This is a genomic window from Alteromonas sp. 5NS40-0096, assembly GCF_057544385.1.
The window spans coordinates 523,595-549,258 of record NZ_BAAJLQ010000002.1 but is presented as its reverse complement, the minus strand read 5'-3'; the positions used below and the strand labels follow the sequence as shown (position 1 = coordinate 549,258).

The following is a 25,664-nucleotide window of genomic DNA, read 5'->3' as shown; positions in this document are numbered from 1 at the left end:
TAAACCAAATTGTGTTTGCGTAAAAACGCACTGTATGGAGCAGAAAGTTAAGCGATAGGTGGTCGATAGAGCCTAGTTGAGATACCCAAAGGCAATAAAGTTATTGTGTTGAAGTTATGTGAATAATTTAAAGGCAGGTTTGGTGTAAACGCTGTTATCAAAATCCAACTAGTATGATTACCACTACAGTGTCCGCAATGGTGGCAGTCCTCAATATCGTGTTCGTTATCTTTATCTAACTGAGGAGAATGATCTGTCTCGTGGTCATGAATAGTTTGTAGATGTTCAATGTCTAACTGGTGAGTTTCCATGCTTGCAGATACAGCAATAAACGATTGCAAAACAATCGATATAATCAGCAGTATTTTTGAAGCAATGTTGATGTTCAATATTCTATTCTATTCGTTAAACGTTGGTAATATAACAAATTTCTGAGTACAAATCTAAGCCAGTAATTAAGTGTAAATGTTAATCATCTCTGCAAACTTCATCGGGAAATTCAAACTCAATGGTGGTATGCGACAATTCAAAAGCGCTTAAGTCTTCAGAAATTACTTGCTTGAGTGATTGCAACTCAGTTACATCGTACGGAGCATTCAAAACAAGGTGCGCCGTTAGCACATGACTTTCGCCATCTAAAGACCAATAGTGCAAGTGATGCACTTCTCTCACTTCAGGTCTAGAAAGCAAGGCTTCAGTTATCTTGGCTTGTGTTTCTTTATCAGGTGACGCTTGTAAAAATAATGCTAACGTGGATCTTAAGTTTTTTAGGACGTTAAACAGAATAAACAGCGTAAAAGCGATAGATAACAATGGATCTAAAATAGGCCAGGCCACAAACATCAAGATAATTGATACAATAAGGACAGCAACCCAGCCAAGGACATCTTCTAGTAGATGCCATGTTAAAACCTTTTCGTTTAATGTGGTTCCCGCCTTAATTTTATATACGGCATAACCATTTACTGTAACCCCAAGTAGCGCCAACCCTAGCATTCCCTCTACCATTGGCATTTCTGGATTAGATAATCGAGGGATTGCCTCAACCAAAATAAAGATAGAGCCAGCAATTAAAACAACGCTATTGATTAAGGCACCAAACAGTGACAAGCGCTTATAACCGTAACTGTATGTTGAAGATGCTTGTTTGTCTGAAAAGTGACTCAACAGCCAAGCGAAACCGATAGATATGCTGTCACCTAAATCATGAACTGCGTCAGCCATGATTGCCGTACTATTGGTTAGCCAACCGCCTATGAATTCAATGATGGTAAAAGTAACATTTAGAAAGAATGTCCAACCAATGCGCTCATTTTTATCGTGTGAGTGGTGGTGACTATGATTGTGGCTGTGCATTTTCACCTCTACTTTGGTTGCTAGCATTTCTCAAGCGATTAACATTCATATTGATAAGATGACGAATCACCGACTGATATAACCAGCGCTTTACGCCTGACAGGTTGGTGCCTTTCTCGCTGTAAAATTCATCTGGCGAGTTGTATAAACCAAAGTCATCATGAATGCCTTCCTTTTGAATGTATGTGTTTTTTCCTGTCCACTCTGTCTGAGGGTTCTCCAAACAGTTTGTAGCGATACCATATCCACAGAAACCACCTTTATCTTGACTGAACTTAGATTGAACGGATCTTAGATAATCATTGTCGAGGATAAAACCTTCTAAGTTGATCCACTCACCATCAAAGAAAACTTCAACCCAACTATGGATGATATATTTAGGTGCAAGCCAAAATACGTAAGTGGGAATAGCTCCTTTTTGGAGTTGTTGATCAATCGTGAAACCATGAAATCGACACTGAATACCGAGCGCCCGTAGTAGAGCCATTAACAAGTTTCCCTTGGTATTACACTGACCATAGCCATCAGCTAAAACTTCACTTGCTGTAATATCATCGCTGCGGTTATAGCCGAACTGAATTTCGTCTTTAACAAAAGAGTAAGCAGCACCTATCTTGTTGTAATCATCTAAAGCTTGCCAATTTCGCTCTAAAATCAATCGCTGAATAGTCTCATGATTGAAGTCTAGTATTGTTGTTTCAGACAAATAGCTCTCGTTCATATTGTCATACACTCACGCAGTTTCACTTTGAATAACACAACTATAGAATCTATAGTTACTATAGAGTCAAGTCGGGGTAGAAATTAATATGAAGATAGGCCAATTAGCTAAGGTATCGGGCTGTTCAATACAAACAATTAGGTATTACGAAAAAGAAGGATTACTGAATCCGCCTAGTCGTAGCGAAGGTAATTTTCGGCTATATGATGCAAAAGCTCTGAAAGAATTAGAGTTTGTTAAACACTGTCGAAGTCTTGATATTCCTTTGTCAGAAATCAAGACTTTACTTGAGCTTAAAAACAGACCTGAAGAAAGTTGTTCATCAATAAATGACTTAATTGCAAACCAACTTGATTTAGTAAACAAGCGGATTCGAGAGTTGAGAGCATTAAAATCCGAGCTTCAGATAATGAAGAAAGCCTGCTCCTCAGACAATACAGTAGAAAGGTGTGGGATTATGAGAACGCTAGAGGTGTAATTATTAGCTTCTTTGTTCGCTCAATACGAGAGTTTCTCGTATATTAAATTGATTAGAAAATTATCCCTAACACTCTATATTCTATAAAATAAAAATTACTTAATTATTGGTGGTTTAGAGTCCATACCACATTTCGGTTCAAGTCAGGGTCGGGCCACCATTTTCCCCTCTTTGTATCTCCATATATAGCCAAAAACACAGGTTCGCTATTTTGCGATAACATAGCGTTAATGATCGTCAAACCGACAAGAATTGAATTTTAGATGCTAGCCTGAGAACAAATACTCAATCACGGCATTTATTTTTGAAACTCCTCTGTTGTAGCTTGGCATGACATTAAGGTATCCCTTACCAAATCACTTTAACGAGCAACTAATCTTTACGATCCTCGACGTATTCTGAATACGCGAAATACCCCAAAACTACCTGCAGTCGTTTTGGTGTTTTTAGTAATTTAGCAAATTGCACCCAGTAGATACTTTATTTGCTATTGCAGTTACTTATGCTTTAGCCTTACAAAAAACAAATGGACAAATACCCCGTTTCAGTTCGTGAAACCAAACCGCTTTAGGGTTCATTAAATTGTTATATTTTTGGAGGATGTAAGTGAACTCTCTCGTTCAAAAGTTTCGTGGTCATAAAACCAAATTCTCTTTTGAAGAGCATTATCTCTCTTATGAGTACGGAGATTCTGAGGAATCTGTGGCCTTTGAAGTCAGGTACACAGAAATAGATCTATACAATGCTATATACGCTACATCAAAAAACCCAATACTTAAGTTCGCTTCTTTTCCCTTCGTCTTATTGGCTATTTTTGCCATTGGTAAAGCCTCATTGGTTGCCGATAGTATAGAAAAATTGATTGCAGGTTTTTTAGTAGCTTTAGTATGGGTATTGGTTGCCGGTGTATTTTGGCTCATGTACAAGCGTTCAGAAATATCATTCACTATGTTTGATAGCTTTAGAGGGCGCATAGTCATAATCCATGATGGGCAAGAATCTAAAATAATAAATACACTCGAAAAACTAGTTAATTCATTCAGAGATGAGTATGAACAAACTCATGAAGTTGTTATTCAGTAATAGCTATAACAAACAACTGTTGTGGTGTAAGGTGCCGTTTAACATATGTCGAGGTTTCTAAAGTTTGTTTTATTAGCAATTCCTATTTTTTGTATAGGTATCGTTAGCAGCTACATTAGTCATAGCGCTCCTGTGCAGTTTGCTGTCTCAGGTAAAGTAGAACTGATAGAGTGGCAGTCAAAAAATCACGGAATGCCGAGAATAGAAATTCGTTTGAAGAATGGCGAACTAAAGCGGTTTAGTAGTGCACGTATCATTCTAAAGCCGGAGGATTTAAAGGTAGGAGACTCATTTAAGAAAGAGTCAAACTCAAAGTTCTGCCAAATAAATAACAAGGAAGTAAGGTGCATCGATTAGTATCCAATAAGCCAATAGACATGCCAGCTGGAGCCGTTTTTCACGTGCAAGGTAGTAAATATGAAAAGTGAGAAATCAAAATTTTTTGCAGTCTGGAAAATCGTATTTAAAATTCTTTTTTATGTCTCTTTTTTTGTTGCAACCTTTAAAGTTTTTTTATTTTGGCTACATAACGGGAAAGACGATTTAAAATTAGTTAATGTTGTGATGACGTATGCAGTTTATATTGCTGGCGCTGCTTTACTGGCAAGTATCATTTCAGTTTGGGGTGTAGTTAAGGATCGGGGCTATCAACAGTAGAACTAACTTATGCAAGTGTCGTTTTTACAATGAAATGGTAGAGCCAAAGCCGAATCAAATACACACCTTGTCGATATTTTAATCATTTCAGAAAACATCAAATAGTGACTTTACTTGCTATAGCCGTAACTTATGCTTTAGATTTACAAACAAAGACGGATGAAAAAAACGTTTTGGCTGGCGAAACCAAACCGTTTTGAGGTTGATTAAATTGTTTGAAGCCTTAAGAGATCGCAGTGTATTCAAAATTAGCCTTTCCAATTTAATCATTGGATTTACGTGTATAGCATTTGGCTATTTGTTTAAAGTTTTGGTGGTATACATTGCAGTAACAGGACAAGGGCATTGTCTTCACAGTTTCTGGCTTGGTAGCGACACATACTTCAACCCATACGTGATTACTGTCGTTTGCGTTTCGGCTTTTATGGTGTATGGACTTTTAAAGACATGGCTGACAATAAAAACGCCCAAAGAGTCTAGGCGCAATTTAGTGTTCTATTTGGGTCTGTGTATTGTAATGGCTGTTTGGTTGTATATTTTAAATGGGATGTGGCTAGCTTTTGAATACGAAAAGGGAAATATAGCTGCTGAACAATATTATTCAGATAATCTCAAACAGTTTATCTATATTTGGGAAATGGAGACGTTGCATGTATGTAAAGGCGGCAACTAACAACTAAATCACGCGTAGCCCCGGCTGAGCTAATTCCGCGTAACGGGCTTGGCAATTTTCGCGTAACATGAATGTTTACTTTTATTAGACAAAACCTGCGCTATGAATATATTTGAGAAATCTATTAATATTTTCTGCTTACTATGGAGTGCAGCTTTTCTCGTTGTGACGAAAAGAGACCTTAATGCAATCAGTGACGGAGCCGCCGTTTGGCTTTCACAAGAGCAATATGAACAATTCTGGTTTGTCAGTTTAATTGTCATCATTATCGGAGTAGTTACATGCTTCCGAGATTCTTATCTTCGCTTTGAAGATAAAAATTTAAGGCATAAATGGTACGTATTACTTGTACTTTTTGCCACTTTCACCTATCCATATTACTTCTTTAAATATGGGTTAAAGCCAAGACAAAATGGCGTTTAAGAACAAACTTCAAACCGGAACTTAGTTAAGTAAAGTCTGGTCGATTCAGTTCTCTGAATAGCAACCAGATACTTCTCTTCATGTCATTTACATTCCATCTAAAATCAAGCAGGCTGTATGTATTAAATTCAACCCAACAGACAAGAATGCGACTTTATCGTGTATTGAATGCTGTTTACCGAGCGTGCTTGCCATCAAAATTTCAACGAGATTTTGAGGTAGCAGACGATGAAAATGGAATCGGAAAAGTACTCATTCTTAAGGGCGATTGGTCACAGCGAATTCATACCTACATGCTGAACAACGAGATTTTCGCTTTGAGGTTAACTGACGCTTTCGGCTTCAAAGGGAGTGACTTATCGTTTCTCTCTAATCTCTCTTTCCTACGCAGCCTTGAAATCTATTGTTGGGATGCAAAAGGCGTTGAGGTAATCGAGTCGCTTCCTCAACTCGAGGTGTTAGGGCTACAGTTTAAATCGACTAAAACAATCGATTTTTCAGCCTTTTTAAAACTCAGGGTCGCTTTACTCACCTGGTCTAAGGGATTAGGGTCAATACTCGAGCTCTCGTCGCTAGAGAAATTGAATATCCAGAACTATCCGCATCGAGATTTAGCTCCTATCACGTCGATGGTTGAGCTTAAACAGCTTTATCTGACGTCGAGAAAACTTGAGTCCTTAAACGGTATCCAAAAACTAGTGAAGCTTGAGCTGTTAGATCTTTACAACTGTCCATTTTTAAAGAACATCTCAAATGCAGAACAACATATAAACTTAAAAGCCATCGAAATTGAAGCATGCAATCGCGTTCAGGCGCGACAAGTCAAAGTGTAACCGGTAGTTATTTGGATATGATGCTGTTTTTAACTAGGTTGGAGAATTTATGATAACAACAGTCTACATCATAGCAAGCATTACGTGCTTACACTTGGCGCTTGCAGCTATCAATGCCGTTGGAATCAAGGGCGCCTTTTTTGTCAAAACAAGTACAAAACCACTTTGTTTGGCCTTCAATTGGTTAATCCCCTTGGTTGGCCCAATAGCAACGTACGTTATTGTTCGAGATTCGTTTTCTGACAAGTCCACAGGTTCGCCAGTGAAAGACAAAACTGGAAACGTTAGTTTGTACTTAAGGACCGAAGAGCAAGGCGAACCGTAAGCTCAAAATCCGACTGTTTCGATTCGATTATATGCTTACAACAGCGACTTTTTTTGACTTCGCGATTGATTTGCTACTTTCCTCCGGCAATGTCGATAAACGCCCCAGTGACATAAGATGCTTCGTCAGACAAAAGCCATGCGATGGCGTTTGCCACTTCTTGTGGTGTTCCCCCCCGCGCCAGAGGAATTTGAGACGAAAAGCGCTCCACTCGATTGGGCTCTCCACCGTCGGCATGCATTTGTGTATGGATAAACCCAGGGCGTACTCCATTCACGCGTATCCCTCGAGCAGCTAACTCACTAGATAAGCCCTTTGTTAACGTGTCCATTGCGCCTTTTGAGGCGGCATAATCAATGTATTCAAATGGCGCCCCACTTTTAGACGCTGCCGAAGAGACATTAACAATAGCACCTGCCTGAATGGGTTGAGCGATGAAAGCTTTTGAGCACAAGAAACAACTACCGACATTATTCGATATCACCTGATTAAACCGCTCATAGCTGATATCGGATAAGCGGCTTTGGGTAAACAACACCCCCGCGTTATTGACTAAATGCGTCGCTAATCCAAACTTTTCATGAACCGCCAAAAACATTGCATTCACTTCACTTTCTACAGACACATCCGCTTTGAAGCTCATCGCCATGCCACCAGCTTTATTGATGTCATCTACAACCGCATCGGCGTATTCGGTTCGAGAGCGATAATTAACGCAAACGGCATAACCTTTTGAGGCAAGTAATGTTGACGTGGCAGCGCCAATCCCTCTACTCCCTCCCGTTACAATAACCACTTTGTCCAACTCAGCCTCCTTGGTGTCTGTAGTACGATGCTTCCTCATGATGGCATAATCCCCTCTTTGTTAAAATGCACGGCTTGCCTGATAAAATTCACCAAACGATACTATTCCTTGCATCAAGGTGGAGGCTGCTCCATCAATAATGATATTTTCTGGGTTCATTCTTGAAATTTGCGAAGCAAAATGCCCTTTGATACGACAAACTCTATAATGAGTAAGTTTATTTAGCAGTAAACGACCAAAACACCACTTTGGTTAATCGATGTACAGAAAAACGGTAGAAAACGAATTTTTGCTTATATTTCAAGCGCTGTCGTAACCGTGACGTAGCCTTGACGTTACCGACAGTGGTAAAAAGCCGTTAACTTTTGCTCCCAACAGAGGCGGAGAATTTATGATTGTTAAAAAGCTACGAGAAAAAAACCACTGGTCACAAGAGCAATTGGCCACGATGGCTGGTTTGAGTTTACGCACAATTCAGCGTGTCGAAGCTGGTAATACAGCAAGTAATGAAACACTAAAATCACTTGCCTCTGTTTTTGAAATAGACATTTCGCAATTAACGGAGAGAGTAAAAGTGATTGATAAAAAGTCAGAAGATTGGCAAAACGTTCCCGCTTGGGTGTCGATTGGCCTACTCGGTTTTAAAGAGAGAAAGCAAGCCATGTTGAGCATCGCCATGTTGGTACTGTGTGGTATTGTCTTTTACGTCAGCAATGGCTGGGGCGCACCAAACAGTATTGGTGCATTTTCGTGGTTTGGTCTTTACCTTATTGCTATTGGCTGGTTTGCATTAGCCGTTAGATGGGTAGATAAACAAAAAATGTGGTAGCTGGCATAAAGTACGTGCCCTGCTACATCGTATGTTCTCGTATTCGTTGTGCACTTCCCTTTGCAAAATTCGAATATGAGAACCTCTTAATGCTCTACTCTCCATCATTCCCCTTCATCCTCAACACGTTAAATAATGATTGCTAGCGAGTTGGAGATTGTTATTCTGCTATTAGGTGACATAAGAACAATAAGAGATGTGTGCCAACCATGAGCAAACTTAAGCCCTATATTATTAACGGAATCCTGAGCTTTACACTGCGAGACATTAAACGCGCTCTACAGGAAATGAAACGCAAATTGATGCATCGTCCTCACACGTTAACCGTATTTGTTGCCATTGATGACCCAAACAGTTACCTACTGCTTCAAGTACTACCGGAATTGCAGGCCAGGTTCCCCATCGCCATTGAATTAAAAACGGTATTGCACAAACGTGATGACATGTTTCCCGAAATCAACTTATGGGATGCAAATGTGCTCAGCGATGCCCAGCATTTGGCCGAACTTTACGCTCTCACACCGCCTATGTCTGCGCAGTTAACGTCCGAAACTAAACATGAACTGTCTTTGGTTCTGGTGAGCTGCGAAGGTTCTGACCAAGCCATCAATCAAATGCGAAAAATTTTTGATAGCGTATGGCAAAACGGGAAACCCGAGTCGCTTAGTGAGTCAGACATAAATCGTGTTGCAGCCAGTGAGCAAGCCCTCCTTGGAGAAAGACTTCGCCAAAATGAAGCAAGGTTAGCCCATCACGGGCACTATTTACCCGGCGTAATTCATTATGCAGGCGAGTGGTACTGGGGACTTGAGCGAATTCTGTATTTAGAAAAGCGACTCAACGTGTTGTGTAGGCCGGATACGATTAACGTAAAATATGACAAGTTACACAGTAAACGGGCAGTCGACTCAAAATGCCTAATCTCCCCAAATTCTCCATTAACAGTGTATTTTTCGATTCGCAGCCCGTATTCCTATATCGGCTTACTACGTGCGGCTGAACTCGCAAAGCAATATTCGATACCTCTAATCCTCAAACCCGTTTTACCCATGGTAATGCGTGGTCTTCCCGTTCCCAAACAGAAACGAATGTATATTGCACTGGATGCCAAACGCGAAGCTACCACACATAATATTCCATTCGGTTTGATTGCCGACCCTCTCGGCATTGCAGTAGAGCGTTGCTATGCGCTTTTTGAATATGCCGCATCGGAAAACAAACAGCTGCAATTTATGACTACCTTCGCCAAATCCGTGTGGAGCCAAGGAATCGACGCCGCCACCGACGAGGGGCTAAAAGCGATCGTTGAAGCATCCGCTCTGAGCTGGGAGAAGGCACAGCCCTTGTTAAGTAACAAAGCGTGGCACGTGTGGGCGCAACAACACCTCGAAGAAATGTATGGGAAGGGAATGTGGGGCGTGCCGTGCTTTGAATATCAGGACGACATCGTATTTGGACAAGATAAACTAGCGCTTATTGAACAACGTATTATTCAAAAGCGCTAGTGTTACAAGGCGGGCTACTTTTACTACTGCCCAGCATTGTTTGCCGCGAGGGCATCGATCACATCGAAACACGCCCCCATAGTGTGGTAGTCGGTTTTACCGACTGGGCTTTTTGTGGTTTCTAGTTTCTGATTGTCTTCAGACAATATGCGATACCATGCGCCAAACTCGTGGTCGACAAAGTGCTCCCATGAATAGGACCAAATTTTGTCGTACCACTGCCAATAACTGTCATCACCCGTTGCCAATGCCAATCGCGCCGCACAAGCAAACGTTTCGGCTTGCACCCAAAAATACTTTTCGCCATCACAGATAGCACCGTCTGGAGCAAAACCGTAATAAAGGCCGCCGTTTACCTCATCCCATGACAGGTTGATCACGCTGTCAAATAGGGATTTAGCGCGCGTCACCAACCACGGCGAGTCACTGTATTGGCTGAGCATTAACAGTAACTTCGCCCACTCCGTATGATGGCCGGGTTGAAATCCCCACGGACGAAACAAATTTTTAGGGTCGTCTTTGTTAAACTCCCAATCGGGATCCCAATTCACATCATAGTGTTCCCAAATCCAGCCGTTACACTTAGCCGCTTGTGTGTTAGTGATGTTGTCGGCAAGGCGCAACGCGCGCTCTAGAAACATTGAATCTTGTGTGGCTTCGTATGCCGCAATCATCGCTTCACACGCATGCATATTGGCATTCTGGCCGCGATAACTTGATATTGAAGAGAAATCGGCGTTTGCCTCATCTTTATACAAGCCAAATGCCTTGTCCCAAAAATGAGACTCTAAGGTATCCCACGTGTCATAAAGATAGGTCTTCGCTTCTTTAACACCTGCTCTCAATGCCCAACTGTAAGCGAGAACCACAAATGCCAAGCCATAACAATGATTCGTAGTGTCTGTTACCGTTACGTTGCCGTCGTCGACATTGAGGGTCCAGAAATAACCGCCAGTTTCGGGATTCAAATGATGCTGGCGAATAAAGTCGATGCCTCGTTTCACTCGCAACAAATCATCTTGGTTTCCGTAGGCCAACCAGGCTCTAGCATAGTTAAAAACGAACCGTGTAGAGCTAACTAAGTGACGAGTATTGGCGTCGAACACTTCACCATTGTCACTGAAATTTTGGAAAAAGCCGCCGCTAGGATCGTCGACATTGGGCGCGTAAAACGCCAAGGTATCTTGAATATGCTCGTGCAAAAAGGCAGTGGTAGAAAAATCGGGATGGCTCATATTAATGTCCTTGCAAGATCTTAAGATCGGCTTGAGTCGGTAAAGAGGGAAACGCGCCTTTGCGCGAGGCTGCAAATGCACCACACGCAGAAGCGAAACTTAGGCACGCTTCAAGTTTTTTCGGGTCGCTCACGGTATCGCCTAAAGGTTCAGTCGCGCGGCTCAATTCAAACAGAAGTCCCCCAACAAAGGCATCGCCTGCTGCCGTAGCATCAACCATGTCAATCGCCGGTGGGTACATCACGCCTTGATTATCTTTTGAATACCATTTCAGCGGGTTACCACCGTCCGTAACTATTACCAATGATGGCCGATGGCTTAGCACATCGCGCAAATACTGACCAGCACCTACCTCTTCGCATAGGAAGTCGAGCTCTTCAGACGACATTTTGATGACGTCAGCATGTTGAATAAGTTCATCAACACGAGGTTTACACTGAGTGAGGTCACGCCACAAATTTAAGCGCAAATTAACGTCAAAACTGATAGTCCATTGGGCCTGCTCGGCTAACGCTACGCCGGCTTTTGTCGCATGGAAAATAGCGTCGTCTGTCAAGCTGTTAGAGCAAATATGGAATATACCCGGCTCCTGAAACCATGACTCTCGAAAATGCTGAGCGTTAAACAACATATCGGCGCCGGGGTCTCGGTAAAAATCGAAACTCCTTTCCCCCGTGTTGTCGAGGGAAACAAACGCCAAAGCTGTTTTTGCTTCGGACGTAAAGCGCACGTAATCGGTGTTGACGTCGTGCTTCGATAACTCAGTTTTTAAAAAGTGACCGAAACTATCGTTGCCGAGCATGCCGCAAAAATAACTATTGCTGCCGAGCTTTGCTGCCGCAACCGCCACATTAGCGGGAGCACCACCGGCGTATTTAGTAAAAGTTTCGGTCGATTCGCCTTCGCTATTTAAACGATTAGACAATAAGTCGACCAGCGCTTCGCCAAAGCAAATGAGCTTTTTCATTGTTGTTCCCTATAAAAGCCAGTAGAGCGCCATCGCCGCAGTCCAAGAAAAGTCACCACCGCCACTTTTCTCACCGCTCAACGCATGAAAAGACTCATTGTACCCGCTCTGGTTGACCAGTTCACGACTTGATGCACGAATTTTTTCTGCAAGAGAATCAGCCCCTTGCTCTCTTAACCCTTCAGCAATCATCCAGTTAATATGAATCCATACCGGTCCACGCCAGTATCGTTGAGGTTCGAAATTGCCGTCTTTGGGATGGGTCGAGGCCAAGGCATACGGTGCTGCATTAATCCAATCCGTAATGACTACCTCCATGTCATCCAATTGTGAATCGCTGTTGAGGCCTGCAAATATTGGCAGTAATCCTCCGGTCACCCGCGCTGCCGACATCTCCCCGGTCAACCTATTGAGGCTGTGAAACATCTTGGTATTGTCATTCCACAATGTGCCAATGGCTTTGTTGGTCATTGTCATTCGATTTTCCAGCTCCTGTGAAGCGTCGAAAACGTAACCTGTGGCTTCACACAACCAAAGTAAGTCTGCGGTGGCGCGGTGTAAGATAGATACAATGCCGACATCAATCATTTGATAGGGGCATTGCTGATAGATTTTTTCGTCATCAAACCCGAGTGTTTTGAACGTATCAACAAGATACAAAAAGCGATCGTACTCACGTTTATGTGGCCGCTGGGAAGAATCGATATGATTGGTATCTCGTCTGGTGTAGTCCCATTCTACTTCAGGTACAGCTGCAAGGGCGTTATCCCACGACGGACTATTGTCCATGCCAGATTCCCAAGGGTGATAACTGACCACCAAGCCAGTGTTTTGAGGATCGCGGCAGCGATACCACCACAAATGGTATCGCACAAGTGCGGGGACAACTTTCTGAGCCATACGCATCGCTAATGACTTGTCTTTGCCCTCTTCGAACAGTTTGCGTACAACAGTAGCCAACACCGGCGGCTGGGATATCGACGTACTTGCAATGTCATTCTGCGAGCCCCACACGTCCGGCCCGGGAAAGTACGTTTGTGACGCTTTATGAAAAACAATATGCGGCACCATTCCATTTTCCCACTGTGCAGATAGCAACGACGTTACCTCTTCCCACGCGCGCGTTTCGTCAAAGGTTAACCATCCCAATGCCACTATGGCTGAGTCCCAATTCCATTGAAACGGATATAGACCATGAGTCGGGACTGTATAGCCACCGAGGTCGTTTTTAATCAGTGTTGATTTTGCAAATCCGGTCATCGCAATGCTCTTTTCAGCAGGAGAATAATTCATACAAACTACCATTTTGGGTTAATTAATATGATTTATAGCAAACTTTTTTACATTTATAAACTCAAAATGAGTTGTTAGAGTGTATTTTTTGTGTTTAACTTGTTAATGAAAATTTAACAACAACACACAAAGTGACCTTAAAGAACGGTTCGAGAATTACGTTTTTTGCACTAATAACCATAGATTTGGGAGAAACAATCGTGAGAAAAACAGCACTCGCTTCAGCAATGATGTTGATGTATTCGGCTTCATCATTTGCCCAGCAAGCCAACAATGAAGACCAAAACAGTGGCAACAATGCAGAACAAGAGGCAGAGATTATATTGGTGACTGGCTCTAGTCTGGCGCGTTCAGAAGCCGACACACCAGCTAAAACCACCCTGATTGATAACGATCAGATGTCAAAACGTGGCTTCTCGAGCCAAGCCAATATCCTACTCACTGTGCCAGGTATCAAAGTAGAAGGCGGCGGTGGTGAAGTGGCAACCAATGCGTTTGTTCGCGGCCTCCCCTCTGGCGGTCAATTCCAGTTCACTCCCCTTAACTACGATGGCATGCCTGCCTTCCAATCCGGTATGACATCCTCAGCACAAGACGTATATTTTCGCCCGGATATGGGAATAGAGCGTGTTGAATTTGTCGGTGGTGGTGCATCAAACTTGTTTGGCCCTGGTTCAGTGGCAGGCATCATCAACTACATTTCTAAAACAGGTAGTGCTGACCCTGAATCTTCAGTTCAACTGGAGATCGCAGAAGATGGCAGAGTGCGCACCGACTTCTTTACTAGTGGCCCACTCTCGAGCGATGACGATTTGTACTATGCAATGTCGGGCTACTATCGACATGATGATGGCCCGCTAGATACAGGGCTTCCCACTCGTGGTTACCAACTTAGAGGGAACATCAAGAAAGAATTCGACGATGGGCACATCACGTTTTACGGTCAAATCATTGACGACAAAGTCCAATTTTTCCTCCCGCTACCACTTGATGGCAACAGCCGCGACCGCTTGCCCGGTAACGATGGCCAAACGGTTTATGTGGCACAAACGGTAGCGGCTTCTGGTTTGCGTTACCAAACGGCAGATGGTGAGTATGAAACCACAATAGACAATGGCGTCTCCGTAGAAGGCGGGTCGTTTGCAGTCGAGTTCAGTAAAGAATTGTCCGATATCTGGACAATCAGTGGTAAGGCGAAAGCTGCCGATTATGAGCACCAATTCAATTTGTTTCTCGATGGCGACGGTATCTCTAACTCACCAGAACCTTTACTGGGGTATGTGAACAACCCATCAAAGAACGTCAATGGCCAATCGCTTACCGAGCTATACGGTACTCCAAGCTTCACGTGGACAGAGACTGGCGCAGCGGTACCAGATGACTATTTGCTGTTTGGCAACCGTCTACTAGACCGCGTTCGCGATGGCGATTTTTTTAGTACTGAGTTCAATGTAACCGGCGCTTTTGACGATGTTGGCGGGTTCGATCATACCTTCAATATTGGTACTTTCTTTATCAGTGCTAAACAAAAAGATTTCAATATTATCACGTCGTACCTAGCAGATTTCCGCAATGGCGGTAGTGCACAATTAGTGGATATTGCGTTCACGGATGCGGATGGCAATGTCACTCAGTACACCCAAAACGGTATTGTCGGCCCAGGCATCTCTTACACAAATCGCGACCTAAGCAGTAAGCGCATGGCCTTATACATCACCGACCAAATGGAAAATGATACTTGGGCATTTGATATCGGTACGCGTATTGAGAGAGCGGAAGGCACATCAAATTCAGAGGGCAATGAACTTGTCACTATCAATGACGATCCATCGCTAACGCCGAACTTACAAGTCAACCGCACAGGTAATGGCCGTTTTATATATGGTGAAGTGGATACCACTGAAGTGGCCTTCTCCGCTGCGGCAATATACAAGATGGATGACTCAATCAACTTGTATGCTAACGCCTCAAAAGGTTATTTCTTTCCGCAGATTCGCAGTATTCGGTTTGATGCCAACGGCGACCCTCAGAGCTATGAGGGAGAAGACATTACTCTAGCCGCTATCGGTGTTAAATACTTCCCGAAAGGCCTGTATGTGGATGCCTCTTTGTTCTTAGCTGAACTAGAAAACAGACGCTCTGTCGACTTTATTAACGATGGTAACGGCGGCATTTCTGAATCAGTCGTTACCCAGTCTACGTCGACGTTTGGCGCTGAGGTTATCGCGCGTTGGAATGTTACACAAAACATCATTGTCGACGGTAACCTAACATGGCAAGACGCTGAATTCACAGAAGGAGCACTGGATGGCATGGAGCCAAGACGCCAACCATCATTAACCGGTAACCTCGGTGTAAGTTATGACGATGGTTACGTGGATGCGCGAATTGCGGTTAGCTACTTTGGTGATGCGTATGCCAATGACAGCAATACTGTAGAACTTGATTCTCACAACATCACAACGCTAGACGCTGGTTACACTTGGGAGTTTAACAATGACCAAGCACTAAGGCTCGGTATTGGCGTGTGGAACTTGTTTGATAGCGACGGCGTGACAGAGGGTTCACCTCGCCAAGGTAACAGTCAGGTGTCAGGCGGCCAATTCTTTGTCGGCCGTCCTATCTTGCCTCGCCGGGTAAGCATCACGGCACGATACGACTTTTAACCCGTCCGCGGGGAGCTAGGCACTATGCTTACCTCCCTGCAACCCTGTTTCATCCTCGAGTGGAAAACTGATCGTCCCGTGGTTTTCCACTCCTTTTTTACTTCATCAGACTTTTTAATCATGAACATTTTAGATTACGCCGTCGTTTTTATTTATCTCGCTATTCTGCTGTACATGGGGTTTCGCTTACGCAACCAAGAAACCAAAGATGATTATTTCTTAGGTGGCCGTACCCTTGGTTGGAAACCTCTCACCTTATCAGTTATGGCAACACAGCTGTCTGCCATTAGTTTTGTCTCTGCGCCAGCTTTTGTTGGTCTGCGCGAAGGCGGCGGGATGCAATGGCTTTCTTATGAGCTTGGCGTTCCCTTAGCCATGATTCTACTGATGGGCACGATATTACCGACGCTGTATAAATCGGGCGTCGTGAGCATTTACGATTTTCTAGAAACCCGATTTGGCCGTTCAACTCGCGTACTTCTGAGTGTCGTTTTTCAGTTCAGTAGAGCCTTTGCCACCGGCATCATGATTTATGCTGTTTCACTCATTCTACAAGGCACGATGGGGATATCTGCATGGCAAGCGATTCTTCTCACTGGCGTTATTACTGTGCTCTACTCACTGCAAGGTGGTATGAAAGCGGTCGTGTATGGCGATGCTATTCAAATGATTATTATAGTGCTAGGCACCATCGCCTGCATCGGGTTTGGCTTGCACTATTTAGGTGGCTTAGACGTGTTTTTAGCAAATGCGCCAACTTCGCGTTTAACCGCGGTTGATTTTGGCTCGTTCGGTTTTAACAACGACAGCTTCGGCTTTTTACCCATGGTGTTTGGCGGAATCGTTTTATACGCGTCCTACTATGGCTGTGACCAAACACAAGCACAACGGGCACTTGCCGCACGTAACGAAAACGATTTGCGCAAAATGATTCTGGCCAATGGCGTTGTGCGCTTCCCTGTTACCATTTTGTATTGTTTTTCAGGGCTTATCATTGGCACATTGGCACTACAAGATACCCAATTCATGGCCAAAGTGCAGTCTCAAAGCCCAGACTGGTTAGTGCCTATTTTTATTCTCGACTACCTACCCCACGGATTGATTGGGTTGCTTGTTGTGGCCATTTTAGCCGCGGCTATGTCTTCATTGAGTTCTGCCATTAATTCCCTCGCCGCGGTATCGGTCGAAGACTACTACCGCATCGTTAACAAAGAACCCGACCAACAAACCTACATGCAACAAGCAAAATATGTGGGGTTGATTTGGGGTGCAGTAACCCTATTACTCTCTTTGTTTGCGGGGAATATTGCACCGACCATTATCGAGGCCATCAACAAAGTTGGCTCCATGTTCTACGGCTCAATACTAGCGGTTTTCATCATCGCATTGTTTGACCGTAAATTATCAGCTTTACACATCAACACTGGCATCGTATTTGGCGTGGCGACAAACTTCGTGCTATGGATCGGGTTTGAAGAGATTTTCTGGTTCTGGTGGAACGCTATTGGTTTGATAGTGACAACCGTCGCTGCCTACTTAGTTTGGGTCTTGTTACCTAAAAACAGTGAGCAGAATCATCAATCAATCGCACTTGTCAGGCACTCTATTTTAACCAAACGAGATACCGTCATTCTGCTGGCATTTTTTGTCGCAATGATCGCGTTTTGTATTTCAATCCCGAGCTGGTTTTAAGGGGAAATAACATGGATTTACTGTTTGAACTCTATCAGCTAGCGGTGTCATCCTGCCAACCTCAACAGTGTATGCCCGCCTTCCTTGAACGCTTTGATAAAAACAAGCCCGTTTACGTATTGGGCGCAGGTAAGGCGGCAGCGGAAATGGCCGCGCAAACCTATGCTTACTTCGGGGATAATTGCGAGGGTGCCGTGGTAACTCGCTACGGTTATGAAACCACACTTCCAACAGGCAAGATTGAAGTATTCACCTCGTCTCACCCCTTACCAGATGCAAATAGTGTTGCGGCAGGCGAGCACTTACTTACTCTTGCAAATCGAATCCCAAAGAACACGCCAGTATTGTTCCTCATTTCCGGTGGGGGCTCTGCTCTCGCCAGTGTGCCAGCGGGAGATATATCCGTAGAGGAAAAATTGCAAGTTCACCAATTTTTGCTGCGTAGCGGAGCGGCTATTGAAGAAATGAATACCGTCAGAAAACACTTGTCGAAAATCAAAGGCGGTAGGTTGGCTGCATTATGCGATGGCCCCAAGCATTCATTGGTGATCTCTGATGTGGTCGGCGACGACCCCGCATATATTGCGTCTGGTATGACGGTTCAAGACAACACAACTTCCCGTCAGGCACTCGATATTCTCAATCAATATGGCTGGCACCCCATCCGCAGTGTTGAGTCTCACCTGTTACAACAAGGTGCCAGTCCAAAAGTAGAGGGGCAATACAACATCATCGCAAGTGGGAAAACCGCTATCGATGCCGCCGCATCATATGCCAATGCTATGGGTTGGCATACCCGAGTGCTGAGTTACACCGAATCTGGGGAAGCCCAAGAGGTCGCTCGCGCTCACGCAAAAATTGCCCGCGAAATGAAAGCGAAAGGTGAGAGAATACTGCTGTTTTCAGGGGGGGAATTAACGGTGACCTTAGGCGACAGCACAGGCCACGGCGGGCCAAACCAAGAGTATATGTTAGCACTTGCCATAGCATTACAAGGAGAAAATGGCATCTATGGTTTTTCCGCCGACACTGATGGCGTAGACGGTAGCAAAGACGTAGCCGGCGCATTCATACACCCCGAAACACTGGTTCGAGCACAAGCGGTTAACCAAGACCCCGTTCAATGCCTAAACAACCATGACAGCTTCGCGTTTTTCGAGGCGCTTGGCCAACACGTTTGTGTTCCTCCTACCGGAACGAATGTGAATGATTTTCGGGTTATTGCAATTGCCTAAATTTCCCGCAATACCGCGGTAAACTTGCCTCATGAAAAGGATTTTATTAGTCTCGGCGTATTAGTACGCCGAGTGTATAGTCATGCTAGCAGCCAAAAATAATAATCAGCGGTTAAGAGATAGCTTTGTTTTGGGAAAAGGAGAAAAGCTTTTCCAAGACAACGAAAGAGCGATCCTCAAACAAATATTTTGGAATCATGACACGACACAAAGCCGCCTTGCTGATGTCACCAAAACCCCGCAGCAAACCATGTCACGTTTGGTTAAGTCGCTCATGGAAAAAGGCGCCGTGCAGCAAACTGAAGATTTGATTCAAAGCGTAAGAGGCAAACCCGGCTATCGGTTAAAGCTTCAAGGCAACTTTGCCTACACATTTGGCCTCTCCGTTCTACTCAACGCTATCGCCGTTGCTGTCATGGACTTTGAAGGCAATGTTGTCGACAGCGAACTACAACTCATGGATGACATGTCCATCGATAACGTTTTACAGCAGGCACAACAGGCCTTTTTACGCCTTAGTTCCCAACACGCCATTGATCACGACAGGGTACTAGGTTTGGGCATTGGCATTTCCGGTTTCTTCAGCTCCATGGATGGAAAAATGAACACTCACCATGCCATTGAGGAATGGGCGCAAATTGATATCGCGGTATTGGCTTCTGACTTTTTTGACCTTCCTACTTGGGTTGTGAACGACGGAACAGGGGCGGCAGCGGGTGAAGGAATTGTTGGCCATGGGCGCAAGTACAAGAACTTTGTTTACTTATTCGTTTCGGCAGCATTCGGTGGCGGCTTGGTCAATGACGGTGAAGTGATAAGAGGGACTTACGGCAATGCCGGCGAATTAGGCGATATGCTGCCGTCAAAATTATACAGCCATCCGAATCTAGAGTTGTTCAGGCGTATTATTGCCAAACACGGTGTAGATATTCCCTCGGTGTACACGCTAAGCGATACCTATGATCCCAGTTGGCCTGGTATCGACGAATGGGTCTATAAAGTCCAAGACTCTTTCGATTTAGTGGCAACGTGTAGCTCAGCACTGCTCGATGCTCAAGCCATTGTCATTGGCGGGCACATACCAACCGCGTTGGCAGAAAAAGTGATATCTAGAATCGACGTTTATGCCCAATTTCGTCGCGGCGCTAAACGCCCCTTACCTGAGATAGTTGCCGCGCAAGTCACTCATAACCCGGTGGCAGTGGGAGCGGCGACGCTGCCGTTGCGAGAACTCTGCATCTAGCTGTTATTGAAGTGGCCATATTCCATAGTAATGCAGCACCTTTTTCGTTATGGCGACTCGCATTTTTAGGTCACCAGGCGATTTAATTTCAATATTAGTGGCAAAAAACCAGACGTCGTCAGGTGTTTCGACGTAACCGACAAACCACCCCACTTGTGGAGACACTCGTTCGGCCCACCCTGTTTTTCCCCACAACTTAAAACCGTCTCGTGCTTCTATGAACATGATTTCGCTCAATACATCAAAGGCCTTATCATCGATGGCAAACTTACGCTGATACAGTGCTTTTAGAAAAGTAATTTGTTGCTCAGCACTGATTTTGAGTTCGCCATTGAGCCAGAACTCAGTTTGTTGAAAAGGCTCTGTAAGTATGCCGAACTGAAACTGCTCTATATAGGTTGTGTACGCAATGCTGCTGACTTGGCTAGCAATCTGCTGGTAACACCAAACACAAGAAAGTGAAAATGCACTCTTTAACGTTTGATCTTGATTCCAAGGCCCATAATCGCGTTCTACTTTGTCCCAAATAAACGTTGAACTCGCGTTATCGACAAGCCCTTCTTGTATCGCAATGAGTGTATTAGGAATTTTAAAGGTAGATGCACTCGCAAATGGCACACTTGCTCGCGCTCTATTTATTCGATGCGTTTGTTGACTGCGCAACGAACTGACTATTGTGGTTCCCACTACATTGCTGTCATCGAATATCAAATCCGGTGTTTTAGCATAGACATCGTGAACAATGAGTAATGGAAGCAAAGTGCCCCACGTCAAAATTTTACGCATACTATTAAAGGACATAGGGCACTGTTCAAACTAACGGTCGTAATACGGGCGGTCTGATGTAATACGGGCAAGCCCTTTGACCACTTTGTATACTGACCACAACCAAACAGCGATAAGCACAAAATAACCAACCACTATGAACAGCAAAATAAAGCCAACAATGTTTAAGATGATGCCAATCCAAAAAGTTCGTATCAATTGTTCATAATGGTCTAGATAGATAGTGCCTTTGGCATCGTCTTTCTTAATGATTGCCCATATACCGCCGATCAGCCAAAACAAGCCTGTAAACAGCCCGATGGCCATCAAACCATAGGCAATCAACGCCCCGGTTTTCGCATTTTCATTAATGTGATTGTGTTGTATTGATTCTGACATTAGTCCTCCTTGTTTTTGTCAGTTGTATTGTAGTGTTGTCGCATTTTACGACAAGATGACTATATGAGATAGGCGTGTTAAATATCAAATACTTATTAAGGACATCTAGATTTCAAGGCAGGTCGCGCCCACTATTGAGTGACAGGGCTATCTTATCGATTAACATCACAACAACATATGTTAGTATTTGAACAATATTTAGCGTGTTTTCAATATTATAAGTGAGTTAACGCCTTGTCCCAGCCAGTCAGTCTACCCAGCGTTCTTGCCATATCTTTAGCGAAGCAGCTCAAAGACATGGTGACCAGTTCTGCTTCTTTGCACTTGATTGACGCCTTTCTCAATACAGTGCCGAAAGACCTCCCATCTTCTCCCATTGATATTGACGACTTTAAACGATTTTTAGATGCGCTAGTGGCATCAGACTTGACCAGGCATCAGCTTTTGGAACTCGGTAGCGGCATTCAGATCAATCATTTGGGTTCCTTTGGTCTTGCCCTTTGCTCAAGTCCAACATGGGAAACTTGGTGTCAAACTCTCTCAAAGTATGCCTTTTTAACTGGCCTAAACAATACGCAACTCCAATTTAAACGGGATGACAATGCCCTACTTGTTATCTTGTCTAGCGACAGCAACGGTATTCAACCAATAGACCTATTCAACGTCGGTATCTTACAGAAATTACTCTCGGTTTCTAAGCAAGTTACATCGTCATCCGTGAGCGAACTTGCGACTCCTCTTGCTGCCTATTTAGAGGCCGAGGGAAGCAATGCGCAAGGCGAACAGACCTTGCTTGTCATACGCTTAAATACTGCCGAAAACTCAGACAAACCGCGGCTTGCGAATAGCAAGGTGAATCAGGTATTTCGAAAAGATTTGCTCAATCAGGGGCTAGAGGACGAAAAGCAATCTATTGCCTTAGTCGTCGAGCAACTGATTGAGTCTCAGAGTGACTTAAACCATGTCAATCAAACTTGGGTTGCTAGCCAACTGCATACCAGCGAACGCAACCTGCTCAGAAAAATCAAAGTTGCAGACACGTCCTTCAGAAAACTGTTTAACCGAGTCCGCAGCAAACGTTCTCTGGAATTATTATTAACTGGCATGTCAATTTCGCAAATTGGTCGTCTGTTAGGTTATTCGGAACGAGCAACCTTCGAACGTGCTTTTAAAGCTTGGCAAGGTGTTACACCCGTTGCAATGCAATCTCGCTTTGCTTGTTTAACAACGGAGAAAAGACTCGACAGTGTGATCACTGCGGAGTCGGTACCAACGCCTCCTGTGCTATTAGTTAAGTTGGTAAAGCTCATCAGTAATGATGACTTTCACATGGATGAATTGGTCGAACTTGTTGAATCAGATCCCGTACTGACCTCTAAAGTCTTGTCTATCGCAAACAGTGTTATCTACGGTTATTCCGGTATTACGTCGGTCAAACAAGCGATTTTAAAGGTGCTCGGAGTACAAAAACTCCAAGCCTTGGTCATCACTATCTTGAGCGCTGAGAGTTTACCGGTAGAGGAGGATGATTTTTCTTACAACGTGTTTTGGCAACATTCCATTTTGGCGGCGCAGCTATCCACCGTGATTTGTGAGGCTTGTGACGTGAAAAAGTCTGAACAATTCCCAATCTATATTGCAGCAATGCTTCACAATATTGGTCATCTAGGTCTTGCTCACTGCTTGGCTGAAGGGTATCGCGAACTAGAACAAGAAGACCTATCCTCTCTCGACTGGGCACAACAGCTGCATTTGCAAAAGCTAAGGTTGGGAATTCACAGTATCCAAGTAACTGAAATCTTGTTAAACCTTTGGAGCTTTCCCGAAGAGGTCATTGGCATACTCAGAAACAGTAATGCCTGCCAAGATTTTTTCGAACCCAACAGAAATAATGTATCGACACCACTGGCACACACACTTCACCTACTGTCATTAATTAAGCTGGCACAAGCTTTGCAAAAAGATATCTTGCCGGTTTTGGCGCCATTTTTTGCTACAGTAAAAGATCAATTTGCCGATAACCAACTAGTAAGATTGGAACAAGGCGTTGCCAAAGTAGTCGAAGGAATAAGTAACCAACCGAAAACCAGTGTATGATTAAACATACGTAAAAAAGTGAAGTTGTCGGAAATTGCCATATTAGTCAGAAGATGTTCAGCGTATCCTAAATGTGTTGTAGTTGTAATGGATGAAGTATGATGAAAAAGATTATTTTGTTTGTCTGTTTGTTTGCATGCCAGTCCGCTTTTGCGGGCTTGATGCTTGTTTCACCAACAGGGAAAACGTTAAGTGACACCGATATTCCAGAATTTGGTGGCGCTGTCATTGATATCGTTGGCGAGAATAACAATCGCGTCCTTAGCTATATTGCAGAGTTTGAACTGGCTCACATTGGTTTAATAACCGATACGAACGGTTTGGCGTCAACGTCAATCGGTTCATTGTTGTTTGACCAAAATACGCTAGATGTATTGGGTGGCCAAATCGCTCAAATCGCTATCAGGCTAACAATGTGGGACGGTGACAATACGTTGCTAAATGGCACAGAGAACGGCTTTCACGCCAACAAAAATTTCTTGTACGTAAACGGTTTCGAATTCGGTAACTTTTCTAACGTTGAAACCCAGTCTTACACGCGTTTCGGTGGCACAGCTGTCGATACTCCGGGAATCACCGGATTCCTAACTGACCATTCAGCTGTTGGCTGGTTCAGTACCACAGATAGAAGCTTGTTGGATGATATTTCAGCGTCTTTGTTCAACGATGGCGCTCTTGACTTAGATTTTAAAATCAAAGATGCGGCAGCGAATCACGCTAACTTCATCTCATTTTCGGATAAGTACGAGAAGCTAGATAGACAAAAGCGCTCGTTCACGACCACTTCGGTCAGTGCACCAGCAGCTTTACTATTGTTTTTACTGTCTATCGTTTCAATCTGGTTTATAAGAGGCAAGAGGCACTAGGCCGAAGCCCCTCATATCATACACATTACAACCCATCGAAAGCCCCGCATAAAACCGCGGGGCTTTTTGTTTTTAATGCTCGCGAATTTTATCCTTATCCGACCACCGTATCATTTAAACCGCTGCACCCTTTACAGTTGTTGATTTTCAATGAATAATTGTATTAAAGAATAAGAACAGAGACTTACATAACCATGATGAAAATTAGCGTCGTTGGTATGGGTTACGTTGGGGTAGTTTGCGCTGCGTGTCAAGCAATGGATGGGCATACCGTCATTGGTGTAGACACCGATGAACACAAGCTCGATCTTATCCGCCAAGGTCAATCCCCCATTGTAGAAAAAGGCCTAGACGACTTAATTCACACTGTCGTTAATGATACTCAAAAGCTTACCGTCACCAGCGATTTAACTAACGCGATAACAAATACTGATGTTTCCTTTATCTGTGTAGGCACCCCCTCTGATAAACAAGGTGGGCTCGAGCTCAAATATATCGAACAAGTGTGTCAATCCATTGGTGCTTTACTGGCCGATAAAACCTCTTTCCACACTGTCGTTATCAGAAGTACTGTTCTTCCCGGCACATTAATCAACGTCGTTAAGCCAATTATCGAAGAATCGTCAGGTAAAAAAGCTGGTGTTGATTTTGGACTTGCCACCAACCCAGAGTTTCTTCGCGAAGGTTCTGCTATTGAAGATTACCGAAAACCACCTATGACTGTGATCGGTGCGATCGATGACAAATCGGCAGGCGTATTATCTGATTTATACGGTGGCCTAGACTCTGAACTCGTGCGCCTGCCAATTGAGTCAGCAGAGCTTGTTAAGTACAGCTGTAATGCTTGGCATGCTACAAAAGTGGCATTTGCCAACGAAATAGGCAGTCTAGCCAAAGAGTTTGGCGTAGATGGTCGAGAAGTAATGGCAACAGTATGTAAAGACCACACGCTCAATATTTCAAGCTGCTACATGAAGCCAGGGTTTGCATTTGGCGGGTCTTGTTTACCGAAAGATCTCAGAGCCCTAGATCACGAAGCGCGAAGCCGTCACGTCCAGCTACCTCTCGTTCATGCCGTGTTAGAAAGTAACCGCAAGCACATTTACAAAGCATTCAGTCAAATTCAAAGGCTAGGCTTAACCAGAGTAGGTTTACTTGGTTTGAGTTTCAAAGCGGGGACGGATGACTTGAGAGAAAGTCCGTTGGTAGAGCTAGCAAGTATACTCACGGGTAAAGGTTATGATTTACAAATTTATGATCCAAACCTTGCGGCAAGCACAGAAGCAAACAAACGGGACTTATCAAATAGCATTCCTTTCCCGTATCTATTGAGACTGTTAAGCCCCAACATACAGGAAGTACTCGACTTTGCCGATTTAATTATTGTGGGCAATCCTGAACCTGAATTTAGGGCTATTTTGCAAAACCTGCCGAGTGATAAACATGTACTCGATTTGGCGGGCATTATGGAAACCAAGAGTAACGATAATCAACACGGAATATGTTGGTAACTGATTA

Annotated in this window: 23 protein-coding genes; 15 read left to right on the top strand and 8 right to left on the bottom strand. The window is 43.9% G+C overall.

Annotated elements, in window-relative coordinates; translation table 11 throughout:
- Positions 1-468: 468 nt before the first annotated feature.
- Together AC27G9_RS08320 and AC27G9_RS08315 are read right to left on the bottom strand one after the other, a co-directional pair.
- Positions 469-1,356: a cation diffusion facilitator family transporter gene (locus AC27G9_RS08320; RefSeq protein ID WP_487073657.1), complete on the bottom strand. Its 888-nt coding sequence runs from the start codon at positions 1,354-1,356 to the stop codon at positions 469-471.
- Positions 1,337-2,077, bottom strand: a complete 741-nt coding sequence (locus AC27G9_RS08315) for a transglutaminase-like domain-containing protein (protein WP_487072982.1) — start codon at positions 2,075-2,077, stop codon at positions 1,337-1,339. The genes AC27G9_RS08320 and AC27G9_RS08315 overlap by 20 nt, the downstream gene beginning before the upstream one ends.
- An 88-nt stretch (positions 2,078-2,165) precedes the next feature.
- Between AC27G9_RS08315 and AC27G9_RS08310 the strand changes: the two genes are divergently transcribed.
- From AC27G9_RS08310 to AC27G9_RS08285, 6 genes are all read left to right on the top strand, one after another.
- Positions 2,166-2,555: a Cd(II)/Pb(II)-responsive transcriptional regulator gene (locus AC27G9_RS08310; protein ID WP_487072980.1), complete on the top strand. Its 390-nt coding sequence runs from the start codon at positions 2,166-2,168 to the stop codon at positions 2,553-2,555.
- A 606-nt stretch (positions 2,556-3,161) separates the two neighbouring features.
- Positions 3,162-3,638 carry a hypothetical protein gene (locus AC27G9_RS08305; protein WP_487072978.1) on the top strand — a complete coding sequence of 159 codons (477 nt, stop codon included), beginning with the start codon at positions 3,162-3,164 and terminating at the stop codon, positions 3,636-3,638.
- Between the two features lie 417 nt (positions 3,639-4,055).
- Positions 4,056-4,295, top strand: a complete 240-nt coding sequence (locus tag AC27G9_RS08300; RefSeq protein WP_487072976.1) for a hypothetical protein — start codon at positions 4,056-4,058, stop codon at positions 4,293-4,295.
- Positions 4,296-4,506: 211 nt separating this feature from the next.
- Entirely contained in the window at positions 4,507-4,968 is a 462-nt protein-coding gene (locus AC27G9_RS08295; RefSeq protein ID WP_487072974.1) for a hypothetical protein, read from the top strand.
- Positions 4,969-5,537: 569 nt separating this feature from the next.
- Positions 5,538-6,224, top strand: coding sequence for a leucine-rich repeat domain-containing protein (locus AC27G9_RS08290; RefSeq protein ID WP_487072972.1), 687 nt, complete (start codon positions 5,538-5,540; stop codon positions 6,222-6,224).
- Positions 6,225-6,273: 49 nt separating this feature from the next.
- Positions 6,274-6,549, top strand: a complete 276-nt coding sequence (locus AC27G9_RS08285; protein ID WP_487072970.1) for a hypothetical protein — start codon at positions 6,274-6,276, stop codon at positions 6,547-6,549.
- A gap of 73 nt (positions 6,550-6,622) precedes the next feature.
- On the opposite strand, the gene AC27G9_RS08280 is transcribed toward AC27G9_RS08285, so the two are convergent.
- On the bottom strand, positions 6,623-7,354 hold the full coding sequence (locus tag AC27G9_RS08280; protein ID WP_487073655.1) for an SDR family oxidoreductase: 732 nt from the start codon (positions 7,352-7,354) through the stop codon (positions 6,623-6,625).
- Positions 7,355-7,745: 391 nt separating this feature from the next.
- Between AC27G9_RS08280 and AC27G9_RS08275 the strand changes: the two genes are divergently transcribed.
- Together AC27G9_RS08275 and AC27G9_RS08270 are read left to right on the top strand one after the other, a co-directional pair.
- Positions 7,746-8,183, top strand: coding sequence for a helix-turn-helix domain-containing protein (locus tag AC27G9_RS08275; protein WP_487072968.1), 438 nt, complete (start codon positions 7,746-7,748; stop codon positions 8,181-8,183).
- Between the two features lie 209 nt (positions 8,184-8,392).
- Entirely contained in the window at positions 8,393-9,688 is a 1,296-nt protein-coding gene (locus AC27G9_RS08270) for a DsbA family protein (protein WP_487072966.1), read from the top strand.
- 23 nt (positions 9,689-9,711) lie between these two features.
- Here the strand turns inward: AC27G9_RS08270 and AC27G9_RS08265 are convergent, their stop codons facing one another.
- From AC27G9_RS08265 to AC27G9_RS08255, 3 genes are read right to left on the bottom strand one after another with little or no spacing between them, the layout of a single operon-like run.
- Complete coding sequence (locus AC27G9_RS08265) at positions 9,712-10,923, bottom strand: AGE family epimerase/isomerase (protein ID WP_487072964.1); 1,212 nt, start codon at positions 10,921-10,923, stop codon at positions 9,712-9,714.
- Position 10,924: 1 nt separating this feature from the next.
- Positions 10,925-11,890: a carbohydrate kinase family protein gene (locus AC27G9_RS08260; RefSeq protein WP_487072962.1), complete on the bottom strand. Its 966-nt coding sequence runs from the start codon at positions 11,888-11,890 to the stop codon at positions 10,925-10,927.
- Between the two features lie 9 nt (positions 11,891-11,899).
- Positions 11,900-13,183 carry an MGH1-like glycoside hydrolase domain-containing protein gene (locus AC27G9_RS08255; protein WP_487072960.1) on the bottom strand — a complete coding sequence of 428 codons (1,284 nt, stop codon included), beginning with the start codon at positions 13,181-13,183 and terminating at the stop codon, positions 11,900-11,902.
- A 200-nt stretch (positions 13,184-13,383) separates the two neighbouring features.
- Between AC27G9_RS08255 and AC27G9_RS08250 the strand changes: the two genes are divergently transcribed.
- The 4 genes from AC27G9_RS08250 (at position 13,384) to AC27G9_RS08235 (ending at position 20,019) form a co-directional block, all read left to right on the top strand.
- Positions 13,384-15,849, top strand: coding sequence for a TonB-dependent receptor domain-containing protein (locus tag AC27G9_RS08250; protein WP_487072958.1), 2,466 nt, complete (start codon positions 13,384-13,386; stop codon positions 15,847-15,849).
- 120 nt (positions 15,850-15,969) lie between these two features.
- Positions 15,970-17,541, top strand: a complete 1,572-nt coding sequence (locus tag AC27G9_RS08245) for a sodium:solute symporter family protein (RefSeq protein ID WP_487072956.1) — start codon at positions 15,970-15,972, stop codon at positions 17,539-17,541.
- A gap of 11 nt (positions 17,542-17,552) precedes the next feature.
- Complete coding sequence (locus tag AC27G9_RS08240) at positions 17,553-18,776, top strand: glycerate kinase type-2 family protein (protein ID WP_487072954.1); 1,224 nt, start codon at positions 17,553-17,555, stop codon at positions 18,774-18,776.
- 82 nt (positions 18,777-18,858) lie between these two features.
- The gene (locus AC27G9_RS08235) at positions 18,859-20,019 is read left to right on the top strand and encodes an ROK family transcriptional regulator (RefSeq protein WP_487072952.1); all 1,161 of its coding nucleotides are present in this window, start codon (positions 18,859-18,861) and stop codon (positions 20,017-20,019) included.
- Positions 20,020-20,022: 3 nt separating this feature from the next.
- On the opposite strand, the gene AC27G9_RS08230 is transcribed toward AC27G9_RS08235, so the two are convergent.
- A complete protein-coding gene (locus AC27G9_RS08230; RefSeq protein WP_487072950.1) occupies positions 20,023-20,805 on the bottom strand; it encodes a penicillin-binding transpeptidase domain-containing protein in 783 nt (260 codons plus the stop codon).
- A gap of 30 nt (positions 20,806-20,835) precedes the next feature.
- Positions 20,836-21,183, bottom strand: a complete 348-nt coding sequence (locus AC27G9_RS08225) for a DUF4870 family protein (RefSeq protein ID WP_487072948.1) — start codon at positions 21,181-21,183, stop codon at positions 20,836-20,838.
- A 234-nt stretch (positions 21,184-21,417) separates the two neighbouring features.
- Here AC27G9_RS08225 and AC27G9_RS08220 point away from each other — a divergent pair, with 234 nt between their 5' ends.
- The 3 genes from AC27G9_RS08220 to AC27G9_RS08210 all read left to right on the top strand — a co-directional run bounded on the left by AC27G9_RS08220 (position 21,418) and on the right by AC27G9_RS08210 (position 25,657).
- Positions 21,418-23,280: an HDOD domain-containing protein gene (locus AC27G9_RS08220; RefSeq protein ID WP_487072946.1), complete on the top strand. Its 1,863-nt coding sequence runs from the start codon at positions 21,418-21,420 to the stop codon at positions 23,278-23,280.
- Positions 23,281-23,378: 98 nt separating this feature from the next.
- Positions 23,379-24,146 (top strand): hypothetical protein, encoded by a 768-nt coding sequence (locus AC27G9_RS08215; RefSeq protein ID WP_487072944.1) that lies wholly within the window; start codon positions 23,379-23,381, stop codon positions 24,144-24,146.
- 194 nt (positions 24,147-24,340) lie between these two features.
- Positions 24,341-25,657, top strand: coding sequence for a nucleotide sugar dehydrogenase (locus AC27G9_RS08210; RefSeq protein WP_487072942.1), 1,317 nt, complete (start codon positions 24,341-24,343; stop codon positions 25,655-25,657).
- The last annotated feature ends 7 nt before the right edge of the window (positions 25,658-25,664 follow it).

Excerpts from the sequence above, each read along its gene's own strand:
- AC27G9_RS08245 (WP_487072956.1), top strand. The coding sequence starts at position 15,970 with ATGAACATTTTAGATTACGCCGTCGTTTTTATTTATCTCGCTATTCTG.
- AC27G9_RS08290 (WP_487072972.1), top strand. The coding sequence starts at position 5,538 with ATGCGACTTTATCGTGTATTGAATGCTGTTTACCGAGCGTGCTTGCCA.
- AC27G9_RS08210 (WP_487072942.1), top strand. The coding sequence starts at position 24,341 with ATGATGAAAATTAGCGTCGTTGGTATGGGTTACGTTGGGGTAGTTTGC.
- AC27G9_RS08315 (WP_487072982.1), bottom strand. The coding sequence starts at position 2,077 with ATGAACGAGAGCTATTTGTCTGAAACAACAATACTAGACTTCAATCAT.
- AC27G9_RS08235 (WP_487072952.1), top strand. The coding sequence starts at position 18,859 with ATGCTAGCAGCCAAAAATAATAATCAGCGGTTAAGAGATAGCTTTGTT.
- AC27G9_RS08225 (WP_487072948.1), bottom strand. The coding sequence starts at position 21,183 with ATGTCAGAATCAATACAACACAATCACATTAATGAAAATGCGAAAACC.
- AC27G9_RS08300 (WP_487072976.1), top strand. The coding sequence starts at position 4,056 with ATGAAAAGTGAGAAATCAAAATTTTTTGCAGTCTGGAAAATCGTATTT.
- AC27G9_RS08285 (WP_487072970.1), top strand. The coding sequence starts at position 6,274 with ATGATAACAACAGTCTACATCATAGCAAGCATTACGTGCTTACACTTG.
- AC27G9_RS08240 (WP_487072954.1), top strand. The coding sequence starts at position 17,553 with ATGGATTTACTGTTTGAACTCTATCAGCTAGCGGTGTCATCCTGCCAA.
- AC27G9_RS08320 (WP_487073657.1), bottom strand. The coding sequence starts at position 1,356 with ATGCACAGCCACAATCATAGTCACCACCACTCACACGATAAAAATGAG.
- AC27G9_RS08270 (WP_487072966.1), top strand. The coding sequence starts at position 8,393 with ATGAGCAAACTTAAGCCCTATATTATTAACGGAATCCTGAGCTTTACA.
- AC27G9_RS08215 (WP_487072944.1), top strand. The coding sequence starts at position 23,379 with ATGATGAAAAAGATTATTTTGTTTGTCTGTTTGTTTGCATGCCAGTCC.
- AC27G9_RS08275 (WP_487072968.1), top strand. The coding sequence starts at position 7,746 with ATGATTGTTAAAAAGCTACGAGAAAAAAACCACTGGTCACAAGAGCAA.
- AC27G9_RS08255 (WP_487072960.1), bottom strand. The coding sequence starts at position 13,183 with ATGAATTATTCTCCTGCTGAAAAGAGCATTGCGATGACCGGATTTGCA.
- AC27G9_RS08230 (WP_487072950.1), bottom strand. The coding sequence starts at position 20,805 with ATGCGTAAAATTTTGACGTGGGGCACTTTGCTTCCATTACTCATTGTT.
- AC27G9_RS08260 (WP_487072962.1), bottom strand. The coding sequence starts at position 11,890 with ATGAAAAAGCTCATTTGCTTTGGCGAAGCGCTGGTCGACTTATTGTCT.
- AC27G9_RS08265 (WP_487072964.1), bottom strand. The coding sequence starts at position 10,923 with ATGAGCCATCCCGATTTTTCTACCACTGCCTTTTTGCACGAGCATATT.
- AC27G9_RS08310 (WP_487072980.1), top strand. The coding sequence starts at position 2,166 with ATGAAGATAGGCCAATTAGCTAAGGTATCGGGCTGTTCAATACAAACA.